Source organism: Bacillus sp. VT 712, from assembly GCF_001614195.1.
Classification (GTDB): Bacteria; Bacillota; Bacilli; order Bacillales; family Bacillaceae_H; genus Priestia; species Priestia flexa.
This window is the reverse complement of sequence record NZ_LWBK01000018.1, coordinates 12,856-34,592: the sequence shown is the minus strand read 5'-3', so window position 1 is coordinate 34,592 and position 21,737 is coordinate 12,856. Positions and strand designations below refer to the sequence as shown.

Annotated in this window: 22 protein-coding genes and 2 tRNA genes; 2 read left to right on the top strand and 22 right to left on the bottom strand. The window is 36.8% G+C overall.

The window, feature by feature from the left end; translation table 11 throughout:
• Positions 1–27: 27 nt before the first annotated feature.
• Positions 28–2,505 carry a stage II sporulation protein E gene (gene spoIIE / locus A2U94_RS10795; protein ID WP_025909839.1) on the bottom strand — a complete coding sequence of 826 codons (2,478 nt, stop codon included), beginning with the start codon at positions 2,503–2,505 and terminating at the stop codon, positions 28–30.
• Positions 2,506–2,831: 326 nt separating this feature from the next.
• Between spoIIE and A2U94_RS10790 the strand changes: the two genes are divergently transcribed.
• Both A2U94_RS10790 and A2U94_RS10785 read left to right on the top strand, forming a co-directional pair.
• A tRNA-Met gene (locus A2U94_RS10790) sits at positions 2,832–2,905 on the top strand.
• An 11-nt stretch (positions 2,906–2,916) separates the two neighbouring features.
• Positions 2,917–2,988, top strand: a tRNA-Glu gene (locus A2U94_RS10785).
• 106 nt (positions 2,989–3,094) lie between these two features.
• On the opposite strand, the gene A2U94_RS10780 is transcribed toward A2U94_RS10785, so the two are convergent.
• The 21 genes from A2U94_RS10780 to yabG form a co-directional block, all read right to left on the bottom strand.
• On the bottom strand, positions 3,095–3,562 hold the full coding sequence (locus tag A2U94_RS10780; protein WP_025909838.1) for a S1 domain-containing RNA-binding protein: 468 nt from the start codon (positions 3,560–3,562) through the stop codon (positions 3,095–3,097).
• 89 nt (positions 3,563–3,651) lie between these two features.
• Entirely contained in the window at positions 3,652–4,023 is a 372-nt protein-coding gene (locus A2U94_RS10775; protein ID WP_025909837.1) for an FtsB family cell division protein, read from the bottom strand.
• 4 nt (positions 4,024–4,027) lie between these two features.
• Positions 4,028–4,651: a spore cortex biosynthesis protein YabQ gene (gene yabQ / locus A2U94_RS10770; RefSeq protein ID WP_025909836.1), complete on the bottom strand. Its 624-nt coding sequence runs from the start codon at positions 4,649–4,651 to the stop codon at positions 4,028–4,030.
• Entirely contained in the window at positions 4,648–4,935 is a 288-nt protein-coding gene (yabP, locus tag A2U94_RS10765) for a sporulation protein YabP (protein WP_483295843.1), read from the bottom strand. Before yabP ends, yabQ begins: the two co-directional genes overlap by 4 nt.
• A gap of 117 nt (positions 4,936–5,052) precedes the next feature.
• Positions 5,053–5,316, bottom strand: a complete 264-nt coding sequence (locus tag A2U94_RS10760) for an RNA-binding S4 domain-containing protein (protein ID WP_025909834.1) — start codon at positions 5,314–5,316, stop codon at positions 5,053–5,055.
• 20 nt (positions 5,317–5,336) lie between these two features.
• Positions 5,337–6,791: a bifunctional methyltransferase/pyrophosphohydrolase YabN gene (gene yabN, locus A2U94_RS10755; protein WP_025909833.1), complete on the bottom strand. Its 1,455-nt coding sequence runs from the start codon at positions 6,789–6,791 to the stop codon at positions 5,337–5,339.
• A 27-nt stretch (positions 6,792–6,818) separates the two neighbouring features.
• A complete protein-coding gene (locus tag A2U94_RS10750; protein ID WP_025909832.1) occupies positions 6,819–8,414 on the bottom strand; it encodes a putative polysaccharide biosynthesis protein in 1,596 nt (531 codons plus the stop codon).
• A 220-nt stretch (positions 8,415–8,634) separates the two neighbouring features.
• On the bottom strand, positions 8,635–9,171 hold the full coding sequence (gene spoVT, locus A2U94_RS10745) for a stage V sporulation protein T (protein ID WP_025909831.1): 537 nt from the start codon (positions 9,169–9,171) through the stop codon (positions 8,635–8,637).
• A gap of 196 nt (positions 9,172–9,367) precedes the next feature.
• Complete coding sequence (gene mfd, locus A2U94_RS10740) at positions 9,368–12,898, bottom strand: transcription-repair coupling factor (RefSeq protein ID WP_025909830.1); 3,531 nt, start codon at positions 12,896–12,898, stop codon at positions 9,368–9,370.
• Positions 12,899–12,966: 68 nt separating this feature from the next.
• Positions 12,967–13,197 carry an anti-sigma-F factor Fin gene (gene fin, locus A2U94_RS10735; protein WP_025909829.1) on the bottom strand — a complete coding sequence of 77 codons (231 nt, stop codon included), beginning with the start codon at positions 13,195–13,197 and terminating at the stop codon, positions 12,967–12,969.
• Positions 13,198–13,258: 61 nt separating this feature from the next.
• On the bottom strand, positions 13,259–13,816 hold the full coding sequence (gene pth, locus A2U94_RS10730) for an aminoacyl-tRNA hydrolase (protein WP_025909828.1): 558 nt from the start codon (positions 13,814–13,816) through the stop codon (positions 13,259–13,261).
• 89 nt (positions 13,817–13,905) lie between these two features.
• Complete coding sequence (locus A2U94_RS10725) at positions 13,906–14,538, bottom strand: 50S ribosomal protein L25/general stress protein Ctc (RefSeq protein WP_025909827.1); 633 nt, start codon at positions 14,536–14,538, stop codon at positions 13,906–13,908.
• A 149-nt stretch (positions 14,539–14,687) separates the two neighbouring features.
• On the bottom strand, positions 14,688–15,641 hold the full coding sequence (locus tag A2U94_RS10720) for a ribose-phosphate diphosphokinase (protein WP_025909826.1): 954 nt from the start codon (positions 15,639–15,641) through the stop codon (positions 14,688–14,690).
• Between the two features lie 18 nt (positions 15,642–15,659).
• The gene (glmU, locus tag A2U94_RS10715; RefSeq protein WP_025909825.1) at positions 15,660–17,039 is read right to left on the bottom strand and encodes a bifunctional UDP-N-acetylglucosamine diphosphorylase/glucosamine-1-phosphate N-acetyltransferase GlmU; all 1,380 of its coding nucleotides are present in this window, start codon (positions 17,037–17,039) and stop codon (positions 15,660–15,662) included.
• Between the two features lie 195 nt (positions 17,040–17,234).
• Positions 17,235–17,525, bottom strand: coding sequence for a septation regulator SpoVG (gene spoVG / locus A2U94_RS10710; RefSeq protein WP_025909824.1), 291 nt, complete (start codon positions 17,523–17,525; stop codon positions 17,235–17,237).
• Between the two features lie 144 nt (positions 17,526–17,669).
• The gene (locus tag A2U94_RS10705; RefSeq protein ID WP_025909823.1) at positions 17,670–18,047 is read right to left on the bottom strand and encodes a RidA family protein; all 378 of its coding nucleotides are present in this window, start codon (positions 18,045–18,047) and stop codon (positions 17,670–17,672) included.
• Between the two features lie 20 nt (positions 18,048–18,067).
• Entirely contained in the window at positions 18,068–18,889 is an 822-nt protein-coding gene (gene purR, locus A2U94_RS10700) for a pur operon repressor (protein ID WP_025909822.1), read from the bottom strand.
• A 56-nt stretch (positions 18,890–18,945) separates the two neighbouring features.
• Entirely contained in the window at positions 18,946–19,815 is an 870-nt protein-coding gene (gene ispE, locus A2U94_RS10695) for a 4-(cytidine 5'-diphospho)-2-C-methyl-D-erythritol kinase (protein WP_025909821.1), read from the bottom strand.
• A gap of 180 nt (positions 19,816–19,995) precedes the next feature.
• Positions 19,996–20,169, bottom strand: coding sequence for an alpha/beta-type small acid-soluble spore protein (locus A2U94_RS10690; protein WP_025909820.1), 174 nt, complete (start codon positions 20,167–20,169; stop codon positions 19,996–19,998).
• A 147-nt stretch (positions 20,170–20,316) separates the two neighbouring features.
• Positions 20,317–20,550, bottom strand: a complete 234-nt coding sequence (gene veg, locus A2U94_RS10685; protein ID WP_025909819.1) for a biofilm formation stimulator Veg — start codon at positions 20,548–20,550, stop codon at positions 20,317–20,319.
• Positions 20,551–20,841: 291 nt separating this feature from the next.
• Positions 20,842–21,708: a sporulation peptidase YabG gene (gene yabG, locus A2U94_RS10680; protein ID WP_025909818.1), complete on the bottom strand. Its 867-nt coding sequence runs from the start codon at positions 21,706–21,708 to the stop codon at positions 20,842–20,844.
• Between the last annotated feature and the right edge of the window lie 29 nt (positions 21,709–21,737).

Below are 21,737 nucleotides of genomic sequence, written 5' to 3'. Positions count from 1 at the left end.
AGGAAGGGATAATTTATACTCTATAATCTACTGTGCTTTTTTACGATACGCATATGTTGGAATGGAAGACCATTTTGGCGTATTATGCTTCAGTTTAGCAACCACCACGGTCATATCATCTTCAATTAAACCGGACCTTGTTCGAATGACTTCTTCCATAATTAAATCTGCAATTTCTTGTGGATCATCGGTTTGTAGCTCTCCAATTTTACGCTTCATCCACATCTCGTAATTCTCAACATGTCTTGGGCCTTCAAACACCCCATCACTCATCATAATGAGCAAGTCCTGTGCTTTCATTTGTTCACTCACAACGTCTACTTCAAACTCTTCAATAATCCCCATTGGTAAATTACTTGCTTGTACCTTGATTACTTTATCACCACGCTTAATAAAGCTGGGTGTCGAGCCAATTTTCAAGAAGTTTACGTTTGCATCTTGTAAATCAATCATTGCCAAGTCAAGCGTCGAAAAGATTTCATCACTCGTTCGCAACGACAGAATAGAATTAATAGATTTTATTGCAATTGTCTCTTCAATCCCGGTTTGTAGGATTTGTTTCAGTAATTGTAGTGTTTCACTACTCTCATAGTGAGCTCTTTCACCGTTCCCCATACCATCACTGATCGCTAATGCATATTTGCCAGCATTTAATTCAATCATTGAATAGCTATCTCCTGACACAAATCCTCCTCCTTTTGCAGCGTGAGCAACCCCTGTATCTACTACATACGCTTTGGTGGAACCAAAGGAAACGTGACAATAACCTTGTGGATATTTTGCACACTCTTCATTTTTTACCACGATACTTTCACCAAGTATATCCGTAAGCATTGGGGCAATAATTTTTTCACACTCACCTCTGCCGTGACAGTAAGGAACCCACATTTCTACATCTACATTACCAGGCTCTAAACTATAAATTTCAATTTGGTTAATTTCCATGCCAAAGCTTCTCAATGCTTCGACAATCTGTTCTTCTTGAACATTTAAGTTTTCTCTTTCTCTTTTTATTTCTTGAGCGAAATTATTCATGACTTGCGAAACTCCATGCAACTGCTCAGCTACAATCCGACGACTTTCATGAATCTGAGATTTCAACTGCTGATTGGCTTTAAAATACGTCAGCTCATGCTCAATAACATCGATTACTTTTTTGGACTTCACACAATGCTTGTCCATCTCTCTGACTAGCTTGGGATTTTGTTCTAATGAATTATTATCAATTTCTAGCATAATTTCTTTCAGATATTCATAGGTTGTATCAAACTGTTGAGCCCAACACTGCTCTTTCTTGAAACAGAATTGACACGTTCTCTCCGTTACGCTACTTAGAAAATAATCTATTTCTTTTTCTTCATTTCGCTTTTCTTCATAAAATCCATTTTGAGTAAAACTATCAGATAAAGCCTGAAATACGTTGGAGAATTGTTCTACTCGATTTGCCGTTACATCTCTTACTTTTCGAATATACTGCTGTTGCTCCATCATATTTTCAGATGTACCTGGAACGAGCTTACTTAAGTTTTTCAAAAGAAATGTTGGTGTTAATAGAAATAAAGCGACAGCGATAAGCGACTCATATAAATTGGTTGAAAGTGCCTGTTCAGCTTGTGAATAGAGCCCAATTAAAAGAGATCCCACAATCAATCCTAAAGATGCACCCATTTTTTTGCCGTCTTTTAGTAATCCTCCTAACAAACCTGAAAAAGCTAGTAAGCTCATTTCATATAAACTCGTTACGTTAGCAAAGCTTAAGATTAATCCCGTGACTACACCAACAGTAGCTCCAATTGTCGGACCTGATACAAAAGCAAAGATTAATACTAAATAACGTGATAGTACGTGTTCTGCCGATAAACCGTACATGACCCAACCAATGGTTCCTGTCATGACCGATGCTAAAAGAATAATAAGAGAAATAACTTCTTCTGTTTTAAGAGATTGCTTTCGCTTTCGATATGAAATAAGAGGTACACTCTGTAGAAAAATCATTGTTAGAATAAAGCTCAAGCCCGCTTCTACAGCTATAAATGCAAAGTCATACATTGTGACTCCTTGTGAAAACAAGTAGAAAATTCCTAATTTCGTTAGAAACATAGAAATAAACACAGTAAACGGTAACTTTTTAAGAGGATCTATGGTTATAAAACCACTAAAGCGATGAAGAAGTAAAAATACGAATAGGGAACAGAAGACAACCCCACCGTTTTGTAAGGATAGACTAAATGCTCCAGCCAAGATGGCCAGGCCTGCAAGAGCTGCCTTATCTTTCTTAATAGCAAGTACAGCCGCAAAAAATGGTAATGCAAACGGCATAATTTCCATTAAAATTAAAGCTCGTCCTAATAAAAATCCTACTGCTAATAAAATTAATCCCCATTGGAACAATACCTTTTCTGTTTTCAGACTCGTTTTCGTAAAAATGCGTGCCATTTCTAATCTAGTACGATTAAAAACAGCTTCAGTTGCTGGACCGGCAAAGTTCCGCTCAGTTTTTTGCATTTTTCCACCACCCGCTAATTATACTTATAAGCTATTATAGCGAGAAAGGGATTAATATTTTGTCAAATCGACTCTCTCTCGTACAAGAATCGTTCGACGACTTTCTAGTTAGAGACCGAAAACCATACAAAAATATGTATAATATTACATTGCAACTTAAAATATTTTAGAAGTTATGCTCTAAACTAGTATTTTCTTGCACTAATTTATTTAAATTTATGAAGTTTATTATTTATATTTTTTGGTTTGCCATTATTTTAAAAAATGTTATTGACAACCAATGAGGATTTTTATATTATTATACATGTCTTTTATAAAGAATTTATGGCGGTGTAGCTCAGCTGGCTAGAGCGTACGGTTCATACCCGTGAGGTCGGGGGTTCGATCCCCTCCGCCGCTACTTATTATAAAGGCCCGTTGGTCAAGTGGTTAAGACACCGCCCTTTCACGGCGGTAACACGGGTTCGAATCCCGTACGGGTCATCCAAAAACATGTACATCATTGTACATGTTTTTTTATATGCAAAAAAAGCACCTTCACTGAAGGTGCTTTCTAGAACTCGCTATCTATAACGTGATAAGCAGCAAGTTAGCCGCGTTTCGCGCCGCGTCCGCCACGTTTTGATTCTGTATGGCGTTTTAGGGAAGATAAACGTTCTTCACTATCTTTTAAGAAACGATTCATTTTTTGCTCAAACGTTTCTTTTGAACGGAAGTCATTACCACCACCGCGATTATTACGCTGTGGGCGATGTGAGTCACGAGGTCTGTCAGAACGTGGTGCACGCGCTGGTCGCTCTGGACGTTCTGGGCGTTCTGCACGCTCTACAGCTTTCTTAATTGAAAGACCAATCTTGCCATCTTTCTCTACGTTAATAACTTTTACTTCAACTTCATCGCCGACTTTTAAATGGTCGTTAATGTCTTTTACATAGTTATCAGCCACTTCACTAATATGAACTAAGCCTGTTGTTCCCCCTGGAAGCTCCACAAAAGCTCCAAAGTTTGTAATACCTGTTACCTTTCCCTGTAACTTGCTGCCTACTTCAATTGACATAAAAAAAATGCTCCTCCTTAAAATGATAAAAGAAATCAATTTACTCTATTATACAAAAAGCGAAAATATGCTGTCAACGCACCTTGGATTTAGTCTTTTTTGATGTTAAAGATAATCTCACCGTCTTCTGATAAGAAGTAATCTCTTCTCGCAATTTTTTTAATATACTCATCATCATTTAATTTAACAATTTCAGATTCAAGTTGCTTTTCCTTGCTTTCAAGCTTTGTTAACTGTTGTTCTAACTTTTCTTTTTCAGCTTTTTTATTTTCGATAGCTGATGCTTGAGTAATCAACGTTGTAACAATACCTATACCAATAAGTAGAGCCAAAACACCAAAGAAAGTTAGACGTCTAATTAAGCCAATGCGCTTTCGATCTGTTTGTTTTTTAAGATTTTGTTGCTGTTGACTATATTCTGTATTTAACTTTGTTACATTTTTCTTGCGTTCAGCACTCATTAACCTAGTCGTCCTCCTTATTTTTAAAAGTGTTTAACCATGATACAGCTCTCATTATGGTATTCTTTACACGTTGAAAAATTCCTTCTAAATACGTAAAACACCTCTGTAGAAATCGTCTTACAGATTTAGGCATGATTCTCCAAGAAATTAAGAATACCCATCTTATTGGTACAAAAATTACCTTTAGTATAAATGAAACAAGGCCGTATCCAAAGCGATAACATAATAAGCCCAAGGCATTTATACACCTTAACAGCATTCGAGCAGGCTTGACCAATATAATAGTAAGAATCGTTAGTAAAGCTCGATAAACGGCTAACACACTTGAAACAATAAATTTTAAAACTTTTAAATAAATGGATTGAATTAAGCTCTGATAAGCTGCGAATCCGCATAATAAAGCAAGAAATGCATAAAATCTTAGCTCACCTTCATTAACTAAAAACAACACATAAAAGATGAGTAGTGCTTGAACTACCCAAAACAGTAAGTCGCTAATAAAGACGAACCACCTTACTGTTTGAGCCCGATTTACAAAGTAGCGATATGTATCCAATGATGCTCCAACACATCCACCCATCGAAATCATCGCAAGCATAGTATAGAATTGTATATTAAGGCTCATCGAAACAACTTACTAAAGAATCCTTTAGCTTTCTCCGACTGGTTCTCATCTAAGTAAACTATATCAAAGATTTTTCCTTTTATCGATACAATTCCTTTTTCAACATCTAAATTTTTCATTTGAAGGTTTTGACCACGTACAGATAAAAACCCCATCACAGTTTCAAGCAAAAATTCCTCATTGTCAAAACTCTCTACTTGCTTGACTCCGGTAATATCTAAGAGGCGTCTCCCCTTCATTACTAAATCATGATTTGGAGTTTGATCTTTATTTGCACTGCCCATTTCGTAAAATTGACTCATCTTCATCCCCACCTCATTATTAAGCTCTTCATTACGTTTGGTTTAAACATATGAAGTGAGAATGAAGTTTAGAACAAGCTCACAGATGTCCTAACTGTTTTATGAGTTTGATACTTTTTCTTCTCTTACTAAAGAGTATAAGTTAGCAGCTTCTTCTTTCTTAGCGTTTTCTTGAAGGGCTTCTATCTTTACTGTCACAATCTTTGTCCCAAATTGAATAGCTAACTCATCACCTACTTTTACGTTTGAGCTTGCCTTTGCAACAATTCCGTTAATGGAAATTCTTCCTTTGTCTGAAATCTCTTTTGCTAACGTACGACGTTTAATTAGACGAGATACCTTTAAAAACTTATCTAATCTCATAGTTCCCTCACCTTTCTTTATTACAAACCTATTTTTTTTGCTTCATTCCAAAATTGGTCTAACTCTTCTAATGTAAAGTTTGCAAATGATTGACCAGATTTCTTTACCTGCTCTTCAATATAGCGAAAACGCGCACCAAATTTCTCATTCGTTTTAGCTAATGCGGTTTCCGGATCAATTTTGTAGTAGCGAGATACGTTTACTAACGCAAATAAAAGATCGCCAAACTCATTGCTCATCTCTTCCAGATTCTCCGCCTGCACTTCTTCTTCAAATTCCTGAAGCTCTTCTTTTACTTTATCCCACATCGGCTCAATCGTTTCCCAATCAAACCCGACTTTGGCAGCTGCCTTTTGATATTTATATGCTCTCATCAAGCTAGGCATGGTAGACGGTACATCATCTAATAATGAAGAAGGTTCTTCCCCTTTTTCTTGCTTTTTAATTTCATCCCAGTTTTGAAGAACCTCTTCCTCATTATCGGCTTTTACGTTGCTAAACACGTGTGGATGACGCCTAACCATTTTTTCTGCTACGGTAGAAATGACGTCCTCAATGGTAAACATTCCTTCATCTTCACCAATTTGAGCATGTAGCATTACTTGTAGCAGAACATCTCCTAGCTCTTCAACAATATGGTCGTCATCTTGTTGATCGATAGCATCTAGTAGCTCATAAGCTTCTTCAATTAAATAACGCTTTAACGATTCATGCGTTTGCTTTTTATCCCATGGGCACCCATTTGGCCCTCTCAGTATCGCAATAATACGGCGAAATTCTTCAAATTGGTGATATAACAATGCAGAGTCTTTTACAGGTGGAACATAAACCGTTGTTAGATTATTGAGCTCCATTCCATGATCAAGCTCATACAGTTTGACTTTTTTAATATGCTCATCTGAGCTACCTGCCGCTGTTACAATGTATACTTCATATTCATCTGGCAGCTGCTCCATTAGTGTAAGCTTTACATCAGAAGCTACAAACTGGTCATACACCTGCCCTATTAAAATATGCTGTTGCAACCTTAGCTCATCACGATGTAGTGCAGTGCCATCTAAAAGCTGAAAGCCTTCAATTGGGTCAATTTTCAATGACGTAAAAATAGGATCTAGAAAACTTTGTCCACCTTTCACATCAATTTCAATACCTTCTTCGTTTTGCAGTAACAGCTGAACTGTTCTTTCAGCAACTAGAGGATGACCTGGAACAGCGTAAAGAACATTGCCATTCTTAGCTTGTTCTAACAGTTGCTTTGTAATACTTTCGTATACATCATCGAATGAATCAAATGATTCATAGACACCATCAAAAGATTGATAAGAAAAACCTTCTTCTTCTAATGCTCTCACAGCTGGGTGCTCTTTCGTTCTTAAAAACACGCTCTGATTTTGTTTTAATAAACGATAAATTCCTACTGGAAGCTGGTCAAGATCTCCTGCACCTAAACCAACAATGGTTATTTTATTAGTCATGGAATCCTCCTTCATGTTCTAGTTAAACTATAAGATGTATTTTATGAGCCACTTTCCTAGGGGAACGTCTCTTAATTCGTTTTTGGTAAAAATGCTGCTTTTGATAATTAAAGCTAAATAAAAAAGGCCACCAAACATAACACCTGATAGTGCAATACCCACATTTAATCCTCTACTGACTGAATGTGCATCTAGTATACCATTCATTGTCCACAAATACCCTCTTAATACCATTACCATTAAGAGACCGACTGCTATAATTTTTACCGCATGACGAATGAGCTTGTTTTTTGGGCCAAGTACTTTATACAAAAATATGCTGTTCATAACGGTAATAACTAAGAAGCTAATAGCAGACGAAATCGCGGCCCCTTCTGTGTACATAATAGGAACAAGCCACAAATTAAGCAGGGTTTTGATAACCACACCGATACAAATGGCGTATGCAGGTGCTTTCATTCGACCAATCCCTTGCAGTACAGCGGCTATAGTAGCAGATATCGTTGTAAAAATAACGAGCATACTTAACATTTTAAGGACTTGCGAACCTTCAATGTTCCCGTATAACATGTGGTTAATTGGTTCCATTAAGCCCGCTAGTCCACAAGATGCACCGACACCAACAACCAACGAAAGCTTGATTGAAACGTTAACCTTACTTTTTACAAATGCCCAATCATTTTGAGCGATAGCTGAAGATATAACCGGAACAAGTGAAAGTGAGAATGCTGTTCCAACAACCGTTCCAAGCTGAATTAAAGGCACGCCTCGGTCATAAATACCTTTCATTCCCTTAGCTTTTTCAGCGTCAATTCCGCTTGTCAGAAGAGAAGGATATAAGGTAAAGGAATCAATCAGTTGAATTAATAGCAACCCCATCCCACTAATACAGATGATTATGCCTTGAATGGCTACCTTTTTTAAAATAGGAACTGCCCCTGTAAACGTTTGTTTCGAGAAACTCCATGTAGTAACTACACGACTTCGAAATAAAAAGAAAATGAGTACCATTAATGAAAAAGTAATACCTACAACTGAACCAAATATTGCGCCTGCGCCTACTATATAAGGACTGTAGTTATTTTTAACGAGCAGAAAAGATAACAGTAAAATTGTTGCTACGCGAAGCGTTTGTTCTGATACTTGAGACACAGCTGTTGGGAGCATTTCATTTAACCCCTGATAGTATCCTCGAATGCTTGCGACAAATGGAACAAATAAAAATGAAAATGAAATAATTTGAATTAATAGCGTTAACTCTTTATCTCCCATTAAGGTCGCAATATTCTCTGCAAACCCATACTGAATACCGAACAGCATGAGGCTTAACATGCTCAAAAACACAAAACTGACTTGAATAACCTGGATAGCTTGTTTTTTTTCATTATTCGCCACATGTTCTGAGACCAGTTTTGAAATAATGACGGGAAATCCATACGTGCTAATTTGTAAGATAATCCCGTATAAAGGATATACTTGTTGATAAATATAAAACCCAACATCACCTGCAATATGATGATATGGAATTCGGTAACTAGCGCTTAATATCTTTGTAAAAAGACCAGCTAAGGTTAAGATAACAGCGCCATTTAGTAACATTAAAACATTTGATTTCTTCTGCATCATGACACCTTTCGTATTATACCAATTCTTTATGATGACCTTGCAATATCAACCTCTAAAGGCATATGCAGTTAACCTGGTATTGTAAGACTTTTATATTATAGCACGTTCTCATTGCGTGCTCTTTATGTGTTTTACAGAAAAAACCACATAGAAAAAAGACAGCAGTTCTGCTGTCTTTTCATAGATAAATTAAAATAACATTGATTAGATCTGTCGCTTATTGCTCCATTTGACGAGATAAGAAACCTGCAGCAGTTTCAGCCGCTTTATGCTCTACTTCACCAAGGGATTTCTCTTTTGAGAAGAGAATTACCGCTCCAATCGGGTCTCCATTCGCAATAATTGGACCAATTGTATAAGATGAAATTTCTTCTTCATGCCCATCAACAAACTCTAAGCTTTTGCCTTCCTTCACTAAAGTTGAGCTTCTACTTTCCATTGTAGATTCAACTAGAGAACTAATATTTTTATTTAAATACTCTTTTTTTGAAATACCTGCAATAGCAATAAATGTATCGCGATCACAAATTAATACGGGATGACCTAGGCTATCGTAAAGAGCTTCACCATATTCTTTAGCAAAATCACTTAACTCGCTGATTGGTGAATACTTTTTCAAAATGACTTCTCCATCACGATCAACAAAAATCTCTAATGGATCGCCTTCACGAATACGGAGCGTTCTTCGAATTTCTTTTGGAATTACGACACGCCCTAAATCATCAATACGACGAACAATACCTGTTGCTTTCATTGATTAAAGCCTCTCTTTCATCTGATGATTAAAAATAGTAGGTGAATGAGTGAAATAATTCATTAATCATTCACCGGTGTTGAGGTTAGTATTCGTTACTATGCAACTTCTATTCACCAACCATCTCTTTTTTGTTAAAAAGTTCCCTTTTTCTCAAAAAACAAAACCATTTGTCAGCGACAAATGGTTTTGTTTTTTAATTTGGAACTTGTTCCTTCTTAACTTTTGCTAAATCACGCGTTAAATGGTGAACAATTTTCAGCCATTCTTTTTGTGCAAGTTCTTTTGTATTAATAACAACCTTCACTTTTTTACCTTCCATACCTAGGCTGACCATTCTGCCAAACTCATTACCTAACATAAATAATTTTTGACCGTCTACAGTAGAGCTAGCTTCTTCAGATAATAAAATCGTAACGTCTTGCTTTGATTGAGTAATGGATTCCACTAGGTTCGTATTGGCATATACTTTTATTTCAGCTACCGTAAATAAATGCATCACTTCAACTGGATATTCACCAAAACGATCAATCATCTCATCTTGTAAGTCTTGAATATCATCAAATGTTTCAATAGCACGGAAACGCTTGTACATTTCAATTTTTAAACGCCCGTCTGTAATGTATTGATCCGGTATATATGCGTCTAGGTCTAGATTAATTTCAACCTGTATTTTCTTTTTCTGCTCATCTGTGCCGCGTCGTTCTTCAATGGCGTCTTTAAGCATTTGAGAATATAAATCAAAACCAACTGAGTCAATAAATCCATGTTGTTGTGCACCTAGAAGGTTTCCAGCCCCACGAATAGATAAGTCGCGCATCGCAATCTTAAACCCTGAACCAAGCTCGGTAAACTCTTTAATTGCTTGTAGCCTTTTCTCAGCGACTTCTGTCAATACTTTATCTTTGTGGTATGTGAAATATGCATACGCAACGCGGTTAGAACGACCTACACGCCCCCTGAGCTGATACAGCTGCGATAATCCCATTTTATCTGCATGATTAACAATAAGCGTATTAACATTTGGAATGTCAACACCTGTTTCAATAATTGTCGTACTAACTAACACATCATATTCGCCTTCTAAGAAGCTTAAAATAACAGCTTCTAATTCCGTTTCATTCATCTTACCATGAGCATACGTTACGCGAGCATCGGGTACTAACATCGAAATCTCTTCAGCTTTCCTCTCAATATCTTCAACCCTATTATATAAAAAGTATACCTGGCCATCTCGCGCTAGTTCACGCTCAATTGCTTCACGTACTAATACAGGATTGTACTCTACTACATACGTTTGAACTGGAAAACGATTTTCAGGCGGCGTTTCGATGACTGATAAATCCCTTACACCTAGCATTGACATGTGCAGTGTACGTGGAATTGGCGTAGCAGTCAGCGTTAGCACGTCTACATTTGCTTTCATTTGCTTAATTTTCTCTTTATGAGTTACACCAAAACGTTGCTCTTCATCAATAATTAGTAGTCCTAAGTCTTTATATATCACATCTTTTGATAATAAACGATGGGTTCCAATTACGACGTCAACCGTACCGTCCTTTAAACCTTTAATTGTTTCTTGCTGTTGCTTTCGAGTTCTAAAGCGACTTAAGAGCCCAATATTAATCGGATAGTCTTGAAACCTTTCTCGAATCGTTTCAAAGTGCTGTTGAGCTAAAATCGTTGTTGGCACGAGTATTGCGACTTGCTTACCATCTGTGACCGCTTTAAAAGCAGAACGAATAGCGACTTCCGTCTTCCCATACCCAACGTCACCGCATAGTAAGCGATCCATTGGACGCTCTTTTTCCATATCCTTTTTGATTTCTTGGATAGAGCGCAGTTGATCTTCAGTTTCTTGGTACGGGAATGAAAGTTCAAATTCACGCTGTAGGTCTCCATCTGGAGAAAAAGCGTATCCTTTGCTGGCTTCACGCTCTGCATACAGTTTAATTAAATCGTCAGCAATATCTTGGACAGAAGATTCTACTTTACGCTTCACTTTCTTCCAATCATTACCGCCTAGTTTGTATACTTTTGGCTCTTTGCCTTCGGAGCCAACGTATTTTTGCACTTGGTCGATTTGTTCAACAGGAACATATAATTTATCAGAGCCTTCATATTTAATATGGATATAGTCTTTATGATTTCCATTTATCTCAAGAGTTTCCATACCTAAATAGCGACCAATTCCGTGATTCACGTGTACGACATAGTCGCCAACATTTAATTCAGAGTAACTCTTAATACGCTCTGCATTAGATAGTTTTTGGCGTCTCTTTGTCTTTTTTACACGCTTTTTAAATAGTTCCTCTTCTGTTAATACCGCTAGCTTTTGCATTGGAAGTTCAAACCCAGCCTGAAGATCCCCTTCAATGACTTGAACAATCCCTGGCATTAACTGGCCATCGCCGTCTAAAATAGCTGCTTCAATATCATAATCAGCTAATACACTCTCTAGTTTGGTAACTCTCTCACGATCTGCTCCAAGCATAACAATTGTGTAGTTTGCTTTTTTCCATCGTTCAATTTCGCCTTTTAATAAATTCATCTGCCCATAGAACTGCTGCATTTGCTTATATGAAATAGTCACGATATTTTGTGGATTTGTATATGAAACATGTTTTAGAAATAACGATGTGTAAATTAGCTGATGTGGCGTTGATTGAATTAATCCTGCAAGCGGATGCGAAAGCTGTACATCTCGTACAACCTGACCTTGTCCCAGCAGCTCCGTTACCCATTCGCCTTCTTCACTATCAAGTTGTTCAGACGTCTCTTGGATACGAGTTGTCTCATCAAAAAAAACAACTCCACCTTCTGGAAGATAATCTAGCAAACTAGCGGGCTGTTTATAGAACAGAGACAAATACTTAAACATATTGTCTAATGTTTGTCCTTGTTTTAGCTGTTCAATTTCCCCTTGAATGTTTTCAATCAGCTTTTCCTTTATTGCTTTATCTTTTACTTTGGCTAAACTATCACTTAAACGCTTTTCAAGTTCCACTGTTCCATCTTTTAACTCATCCTCTGAGAAAATAAACTCTGTAGCAGGTCCAATACTAATTTTATCTAACTGCTTTTGAGAACGTTGATCTTCAAGCGTAAAAGTACGAATAGAATCAATTTCCGTATCAAAAAGCTCAATTCGAACAGGAAGTTCCTCTGTCAGTGGGTAAACATCAATAATTCCCCCACGTACGCTAAAATCTCCTGGAGCTGAAACCATTGACACTCGTTCATATCCCAACTGAATTAACTTTTGCAAATAGTGGTCAACATCAATATCATGACCATTTTGAAATATTAACTGAGTTTGTTCCCACCTAGCTTTAGGTGGAAGAATTTTTCTTACTCCTGATACAGTGGTTACAACAATACCAGATTGTTTATGGCTCCAATGGTTTAATGCTTCAATCCTTTGTGCTTTTAACTCTGGGCTAGCAATTCCTACTTCTGTTGCTACAAGATCATTAACTGGATAGAGAAACACATCTTTGTTCGGTAAAAGATGTACTAAATCTTCATACACCTTTTGAGCCTGAAATAAGTTATGAGTAACCACTAACAACGGATAACCTTCATTTTCATTCAGTAGCCCCATTAAAACTGAACGTGCTGAACCAGAAATTCCCGTTATTAATTGTTCTTTTAGACCTTCTTTTAAGCTATTAACAATTGTATTTATTTCACCATTTTCAACGAAACGTTGTATAATCCCTCTCAAGGAATTCCCTCCTCCCATGTTGCTATGTAAGTAAATAGAAAAACGCTTTGGTATATAACCAAAGCTTTTTATTGTATAAATGTTTCATACTGATGATAGTCTGGGTTTCGATCTAAAGCCTCCTGGCAATCTTCACAAATTGTTTTGACAATTAAATCGCCATTCGCTTGGTATTGAACTAGCTCTTGCCTTTCATCAGCTGTCAAATGATGAAAGCCTAGTTTTTCTGTGCTATATTCTTTCCCTTCTATCATACCGACTTTTGCATGACAATGTCTACAGAAATAATGAATAGACAGAATAAAGCCCTCCTAAATGTTTTATTGTTAGTATTAGCATTTAGAGAGAGCTTTATTCCTGTTAATTATATCGATTCATTACTTCTAAGAACGGTTTAGATAACCACTCTTCACTAGCTTTAACCGATTTCTCCATGGCTCCATTCATTTCAATCATCTCTTCAGATGTAAACCTTCCAAGTACATAGTCTACAACTTTCATGCCATTTTTAGGACGATCAATGCCAATGCGAACACGGTTGAATTCTTGTGTTTTTAAGTGCTGAATAATTGATTTAATTCCATTATGACCACCTGCACTGCCTTTTGTTCGCAAGCGTATTTTTCCACAAGGCAAATCCAAGTCATCATAAATAACAAGCAAATCTTCCACATCGATGTCATAATATTCCATAAGCGGACGAATGCTTTCTCCCGAGAGGTTCATATATGTTAATGGCTTTAATAAAAGAACTTTTTCTCCTCGCACCATTCCCATGCCATAAAGTCCATTAAATTTTGTGCGATCCAACTTAATATCAAAGTAATCTGCAAGTTCGTCAATTGTCATAAAACCGATGTTATGACGTGTTTGATCATATTCTTTTCCAGGGTTACCCAATCCAACAATTAATTTCAACGAAATGCTCCTTTCTCTTTAAACACTCTACCCTTCTTATTATAATCAATTCATCATAAAAGACGTAACCTTTTGGTTACGCCTTTGTATTATTCTTTGTCTTTTTGTTCTGTTGCTTCTACTTCTTGATTTTCTTCATCACCTTGTTGTTCTCCACTATCAGGTAATTCTTCTTGTTGTGGAGGTAGTACTGAAGCAACTGGCTCTTCAAGACTTTGTGTAATTTCAATTTTACCATCTACTTTTACATCTTGTAGGGTTAATACATCGTTAACCCCCAACTCAGTTACGTCTACATCAATTGATGATGGAATATCCTGCGGTAAACCTTGCACTGTTACTTCGTATAGGGACTGCTGTAACACGCCGCCTTCTTTTGTACCTTTAGCTTCCCCAACTAACGATAAAGTAACCGTAGACTCAATTTCTACAGACATATCAACAACTTGGAAATCCGCGTGTACAATTTCGTTTTTTAATGGATCAGTTTGAATTTCATGCAAGATAACTGAATGTTTGTTCTTGCCTACATGTAACGTTAATACGCCATTTCGACCTGCTTCGCGAATTGTTTTAATAAACTCAGCGCTATTTAAGTAAATTGACGTAGGTTCTACTTTATTACCATAAACAACTGCTGGAAAATTACCCTCTTCACGAATTTTTCTATTTACAGAGTTTTGAAAGCTCGTTCTTTCTTTTGCCTGAATTGAAATACTCATATTCTTCACCTTCCAGTATGTTTTCTATATTAAAATCTACCCTAATTAGAAAATGATTAAACCTCAAAATCAAATTAATTTGTATTAGTGCTATGATTACAATAAAAAAGAAGCTTCTCTCACAAGGAGAGAAGCTTCTTTTCAACAAATTAATCGAATAGTGTGCTCACTGATTCCTCTTCATGAACACGAATGATTGCTTCAGCCATTAAAGGAGCAACTGAAAGCTCTGTTACTTTGTCAATTTTCTTTTCTTCTGTTAGTGCAATCGAGTTTGTAACTGCTAATTCTTTAATTTTAGAATTTTGGATGCGCTCAATTGCAGGTCCTGATAGGACTGGATGTGTACAACATGCATATACTTCTTTTGCACCTGACTCAATAAGTGCATTTGCTGCCAATGTAATGGTACCAGCTGTATCGATCATATCGTCAATTAAAATTGCCGTTTTGCCTTCTACTTGACCAACAATGTTCATTACTTCCGCAACGTTTGGACGTGGACGACGCTTATCAATAATAGCAATTGGTGCTTTTAAACGTTCTGCTAAACGACGTGCGCGTGTTACACCACCGTGGTCTGGAGACACGATGACAACGTCATCAAGGTTTTTACTCTTAAAGTATTCACCTAAGATTGGAACACCTACTAAATGATCAATTGGAATGTCAAAGAAACCTTGAATTTGTGGAGCATGCAGATCTAATGTGATGATACGAGTCGCACCAGCTTTTTCAATAAGGTTTGCTGTTAATTTAGCTGTGATTGGCTCACGAGCACGTGCTTTACGGTCTTGGCGAGCGTAACCGTAGTAGGGAATTACGATGTTAATTGTTTTAGCAGATGCACGTTTTAAAGCATCAATCATAATAAGTAACTCCATTAAATGTTCGTTAACAGGGGCACTTGTTGATTGAATAATAAATACATCGCAACCACGAATACTTTCTTCAATATTAATTTGAACTTCTCCGTCGCTAAAGCGATCTACAGAACACTTTCCTAATTCAACACCAATCACCTTAGCAATTTGTTCAGCTAAAGCCTTATTAGAATTTAACGTAAACAATTTCAAATTTTCATCAGCATATACATTTGGCATTTTGTTGTAAAACCTCCGTTAGGATTTTTTATTAATATCAAGCTTTTCAGCGTAGTTCTCTTTATTAACTTGTTTTGCACGAGCAATTGATAAAGCTTTACCCGGCACATCGTCTGTAACGGTAGATCCAGCGGCTACATAAGCGCCTTCTCCAATCGTTACTGGTGCAATTAAATTTGAATTGCAACCAACAAATGCACCATCTTGAATCTTAGTTAAGAATTTGTTTTTCCCATCGTAATTAACGGTAATTGATCCGCACCCCAAGTTTACATTCTGACCTACTTCTGCATCCCCAATATAACTTAAATGTGAAGCTTTACTTCCTTTACCAAATGATGCTTTCTTAATCTCGACAAAATTTCCTATTCTTACCTCATCATCAATCATAGATTGTGGACGAATATGCGCGAATGGTCCAATCGTTACGGATTGACCAATTTCACTATTATGAGCGACTGAATGGCGAATAGATGTATTATGTCCGATTTGGCAATCTTTGATTTCGCTGTTAGGTCCGATTTCACAGTTTTCACCGATGGATACAGCACCTTGAATTACTGTTCCTGGATAAATAACCGTATCGCGTCCAATGACTGTATCTGCTGAAATATATGTGTTAGATGGGTCAATGATTGTTACCCCATTTAACATATGTTTCTTATTAATACGTTTCTTCATTGTTTCTTCTGCTTGTGAAAGCGCAAAGCGATCATTTACACCTAATGTTTCAGCAAAGTCACTTGTTTGATAAGCTGAAATGATTTCCCCTTCATTTTTCAAAATCTCAATCACATCCGGCAAGTAATACTCACCTTGAACATTGTTATTTGATACTTTTGAAAGCGTCTCAAATAGCTTTTCATTATCAAAGCAATACGTACCTGTATTAATTTCTTTTACTGCTCTCTCTTGTTCAGTTGCATCCTTGTGCTCAACTATCTTTTCAACTGAGGCAGAGCTATTGCGAATAATTCGCCCATATCCAGTTGGATCTTGAGCATGAGCTGTTAAAATTGTTGCTTTTGCATTTGTCTCTTCGTGATGCTTGAGCAACGCTTCGATTGTTTCCGTTGTAATAAGTGGCGTATCACCACAAACAACAATTGTCGTACCCTTTTCATGTGCAAGTAAAGATTCTGCTTGCATGACTGCATGAGCTGTTCCTAATTGCTCTTCTTGCAAAGCAAATAAGCTTTTATCTCCAACATGTGATTTCACTTTTTCGGCACCATGGCCTACAACAGTAATTAATTTACTTAATGAAACATTTGACACTTGGTCGATTACATGTTGTACCATTGGTTTTCCACACACAGGGTGTAACACTTTATATAAAGATGACTTCATACGTGTACCCTGACCAGCTGCCAATATGACTGCATATCTTTTTGACATAACAGGCCTCCAATTTTACCTTTTTATCCATTAAGAATATTATATCAAAAATGACCTCATTTCAAGAAATCATTCGAAAGTCATTCATTTTATTTTAAAATTTTGTTAAATTTTTATAATGAAGAAAGTTTATGGATAGAAGAGACGGACAAAATAAAAAGCCTACCGTCAAGTAGGCTTTTAATCTATCATATGTTATGAAGCACCCGCTTCTTCAAATTCAATTTCTAGTTCACCTAATCGATGATACTCTGCTAAAACAGCATCTTGAATTTTTCCGCGAGTATTAGAATTAATTGGATGTGCAATATCGCGGAACTCACCATCAGGTGTACGTTTACTTGGCATTGCTACAAACAAGCCGTTATTACCATCAATCACTCGAATATCATGAACAACAAATTCACCATCTAATGTGATTGAAGCAATCGCTCTCATACGTCCTTCAGTGTTTACGCGGCGTAATCTAACGTCAGTTACTTCCATTTTGTTCACCACCTTTTCCTATGCGAAGCTTTACTACATAAATTCCACGGAATTTTTGTTTTTCCTGCTTCTACAGAAAAGTTTTTAGAAAATTTTCGCAAAAAAAGTGAACAATTGGAAATAATTTGGTTTTAGTTAGTTAATTTATCCTTTTACTAGCGCAACTACTTCAATTTCAACCAAAACATCTTTTGGTAACCTTGCTACTTCTACACATGAACGCGCAGGTTTATGATCACCAAAGTATTGTGCATATACTTCATTAAGGTCAGCAAAATTATCCATATCCTTAATAAATACAGTTGCTTTTACTACCGTATTCAGTGAAGCACCAGCTTCTTCTAAAACTGCTTTAAGGTTTTGAAATACTTGTTCAGTTTGTGTTTTAATATCCCCTTCAACTAGCGTTCCATCTGGACGTAAAGGAATTTGCCCTGAACTGTAAAATAAATTATTAACAACAATTCCCTGAGAATAAGGTCCAATAGCCTGTGGCGCTTGCTTTGTTTGAACTTGTAACATGATTACTTCCTCCCCCAACCTTAAATATATTTTAAATAGTTCCCTTCCTGTACGCTGATATGTTTCTCTTTTATGTTAACATCTTTCAGTTGTACAAGAGAGATGTATTCATCTACTAGACGCTCTTCAATGTCTTCTGATTCAACTAAAACTCCAATTCCCGCAACTGTTGCATCAAACTCTTCAAGCAAGCTAATCATCCCATTAACTGTTCCGCCTGCTTTCATAAAATCATCAATAATTAAAACGTTCGACCCTACAGCTAGGCTTCTCTTGGCTAACAGCATGGTTTGAATACGCTTTGAAGAACCGGATACGTAATTAATACTTACCGTTGAACCTTCAGTTACTTTACTATCTCTTCTTACTACCACAACCGGTACATCTAAGTATTGTGCTACTGCATAAGCAACTGGAATTCCTTTTGTTGCCACAGTCATAACTACATCGATTTTGCGATTAGCAAATAAAGATGCGTATAGACGACCAATCTTATTTACAACACGAGGGTCTCCTAAAATATCTGTGAGATATAAATATCCACCGGGTAATAGTCGCTCTGGTTTTTCAATCATCCCACATAACTCTTCAACAAGTTGACTTGCTTCTTCATTTGACATCTTTGGCATAAATTTCACGCCACCAGCTGCCCCTGGTAAAGTAACAAGCGTACCAATACCTTGTTGTTCAAAAGTTTGCTTTATAATCGCCATATCTTCACTTATAGATGATTTTGCAGAGTTATATTTATCTGCAAAATATGTCAGAGGAATAAGGCGCTGAGGGTTTTGAATGAAATAATTCGTCATATCAATTAAACGTCCACTACGTCGAAACTTCATAACTTCCTCCCTAAAATCCGAATATTTTATTATAAATATAACACTAATATACGTATTTATTCAAGCGTTATTCGTTCTCCAATAAGCCGGACAGCGTATACCTTATCACAGAAACCTCGTAAGCCGTTATAAATACGGTGCATACGAGAATCATGCTGTACAAGTCCAAAAACCGTTGGTCCGCTACCGCTCATGAGAACTGCATCTGCTCCAAATCGCTTCATTTGTTCTTTAATTAATAAAACTTCCGGATGCATCTTTAACGTTACTTCTTCTAATACATTCCCTACACATTTACACATTTCCCTATAATTTCCTTCTTCAATTGCTTCAATCATCCCTTCTACATTAGGATGACTCACATTTTGCACCTTTAAATTGCGATATACATCTGCTGTTGATACACCTATTTCTGGCTTTGCTAAAATCACCCAGCAGTTTGGAGGTGCTTCAATATGTTCAATTACTTCTCCTCTTCCTGTTGCAAGGGCTGTGCCACCATACACACAAAACGATACGTCAGACCCAATTTCTGCTCCAAGCTCTGCAAGCATATCTAGAGACAAACCTAAGTCCCACAATTGGTTCAGCCCTCTAAGGGTAGCTGCTGCATCACTGCTTCCTCCTGCTAAACCAGCCGCTACAGGGATTTGCTTATCAATTAAGATATTGACACCCTTGTCCACTTTGCAACGCTTTTTAAGCAGCTGTGCAGCTTGATATGCTAAATTCCGCTGATCATCAGGAACAAAACGATTATGTGAATAAATAACGATTCGACCATCTTCACGCTCCGAAAGCTCAATACGGTCTGCTAAATCAATTGTTGTCATGACCATCTTAACTTCATGATAACCATCCGTACGCTTATGTAACACATCAAGGGACAAGTTTATTTTAGCTGGTGCCTTAACCATTAACTTCATAAATCTTTCACCTACTTCATCTAATCAATTGTAAAGTTATTTTATCACAAAATGGGAAGGTTTATATATCTTTACATAAACAGTGTATAAAAGTATAAAAACCACTAAAAAGCCGAAGTGATTTCCACTTCGGATCCTCATTCCTTTATTCTAAAAAAGCAAGTAGAACATGTTTACTACCTAAGACTTAGCCAGCTGTTCTTTCGCTATCTCTACGGCACGCTTTACCATGTTACCTGCATCCTTGGAATGAATAGCACCCCATCCATGGCTTTTTACAACATCATAAAAATCAAGTTCTTTAGCCAATTCCTCTTTACATTTCATTGACATAACGCCTCGACGTCTGCTCATTTAGTAAAGCCTCCTTTAAAACACCTCAAACCGTACTTATAGTATAAATCACCAAAGAGAGAGTATGTTTTGAAAAAAAGCCCAATAAAAAAAGCAGTAAACCAAAAACGTCCACTGCTCACCGCTACGTACTATATTACTTTTGGTTTAAAAAAACTTTAGCTCAACCGTTTCAGTTAACACGTCGGCATAGCTATAAGAAACTCGCTCTAAAGAGTTTTCTTCTTGATCTAGCTCCACAATAAAAACAGAAGGATACGTTTCAGTTAAGACTCCTGAACGCTCTACCGTTTTTCTTCGTCCACCGTTTGCTTTTAAAGTCAATCGTTGACCTAGGTGCAAATCCAGCGCTTGCTTAATATCAGATAAAGTTTTCGCCATATTGGTCCACCTCACTATACGTAGTGTAACACAAAAAGATAAAAAAGTCAAAAACATAAAATTATAACAATGTATGTCTAATGATGTCAACAAATAATTTTCTACATAAATCTACATTTCCTTTATATTTTGTGCAAACAAACTTACAATATGTATAAGTTTTACATTTATTTAAAATAATTCTTATAAAAGAAATGTATAGCACATAAATTCACCTATGATATAGATATAGATAAAAAAACTGCTATACAAAAGGTTAAAATCCTCTTTTGCATAACAGACTTATACTCATTATTCCGCTTCATAAGGCATACCTGTTCGTAAAAGTCCTCTGGTTTCTATTCCACCTAACCCCTTTGCACCTGTTAATGTATTACGCAATACATCCCACACGTTAATACGATCATTAAAAGGCGTAAAACTTAACTTTGCTACAACATATACAGGATCTAGAGCATGAATGTTCACTCTGGATGGTGAACTTGCAAAATTTGCACCTGCTTGTATTAGCTGTTCGAAGTGAGATTGACAAGCGCCGGCAAAAATCACAAGCTGATCTAGATTTGCAATTTTACGTCTTGCCTCGTATACCGTTTTTACATAATATTTAGAGTGGCGATAGGCTAATAAATCATTTTTATTACCTTTTGACTTTGAATAGGCATCATGTCCAGTTAATACTAAAATATCAGGCCTCACTTCTTCTAATAAGGCGCTTATTTTATTTGGCATTTCCGATTCTGTACAATGTACACCATATACAGGAACGCCTATCTTTTCATACACTGCTAAACATTTCTGTAAATAGTTAGGGTCTCCATCTACATGTAGCACCTTGCCTGGCATCTGAAAAAGGCGGTGTGAATGATTATACCCATTTGTCATACCATATTCGGCTTTTTCTCGAATGAGGTCGTAATCTTGACGTAACAGCTTTAGAGACCTCTCTAACAGTTGCTCTTCTTGTTCTTTTCGTCGCTGTTGCTCTTGAACATCTACAACTTCTAAATCGGATAAAGGAGCATCAGCAATAAGGCGGATATCTTCTCCAATTAATGTTGCATATTGTTCCTCTCCTTCATTAACCGCGATTACGCGAAATAACAAATCGCGATCATAAGAAGGACGTGTTACAATATCACCAATTTCGATATTCATAAACTTCACTCCGTCTTTACTACTTAAAA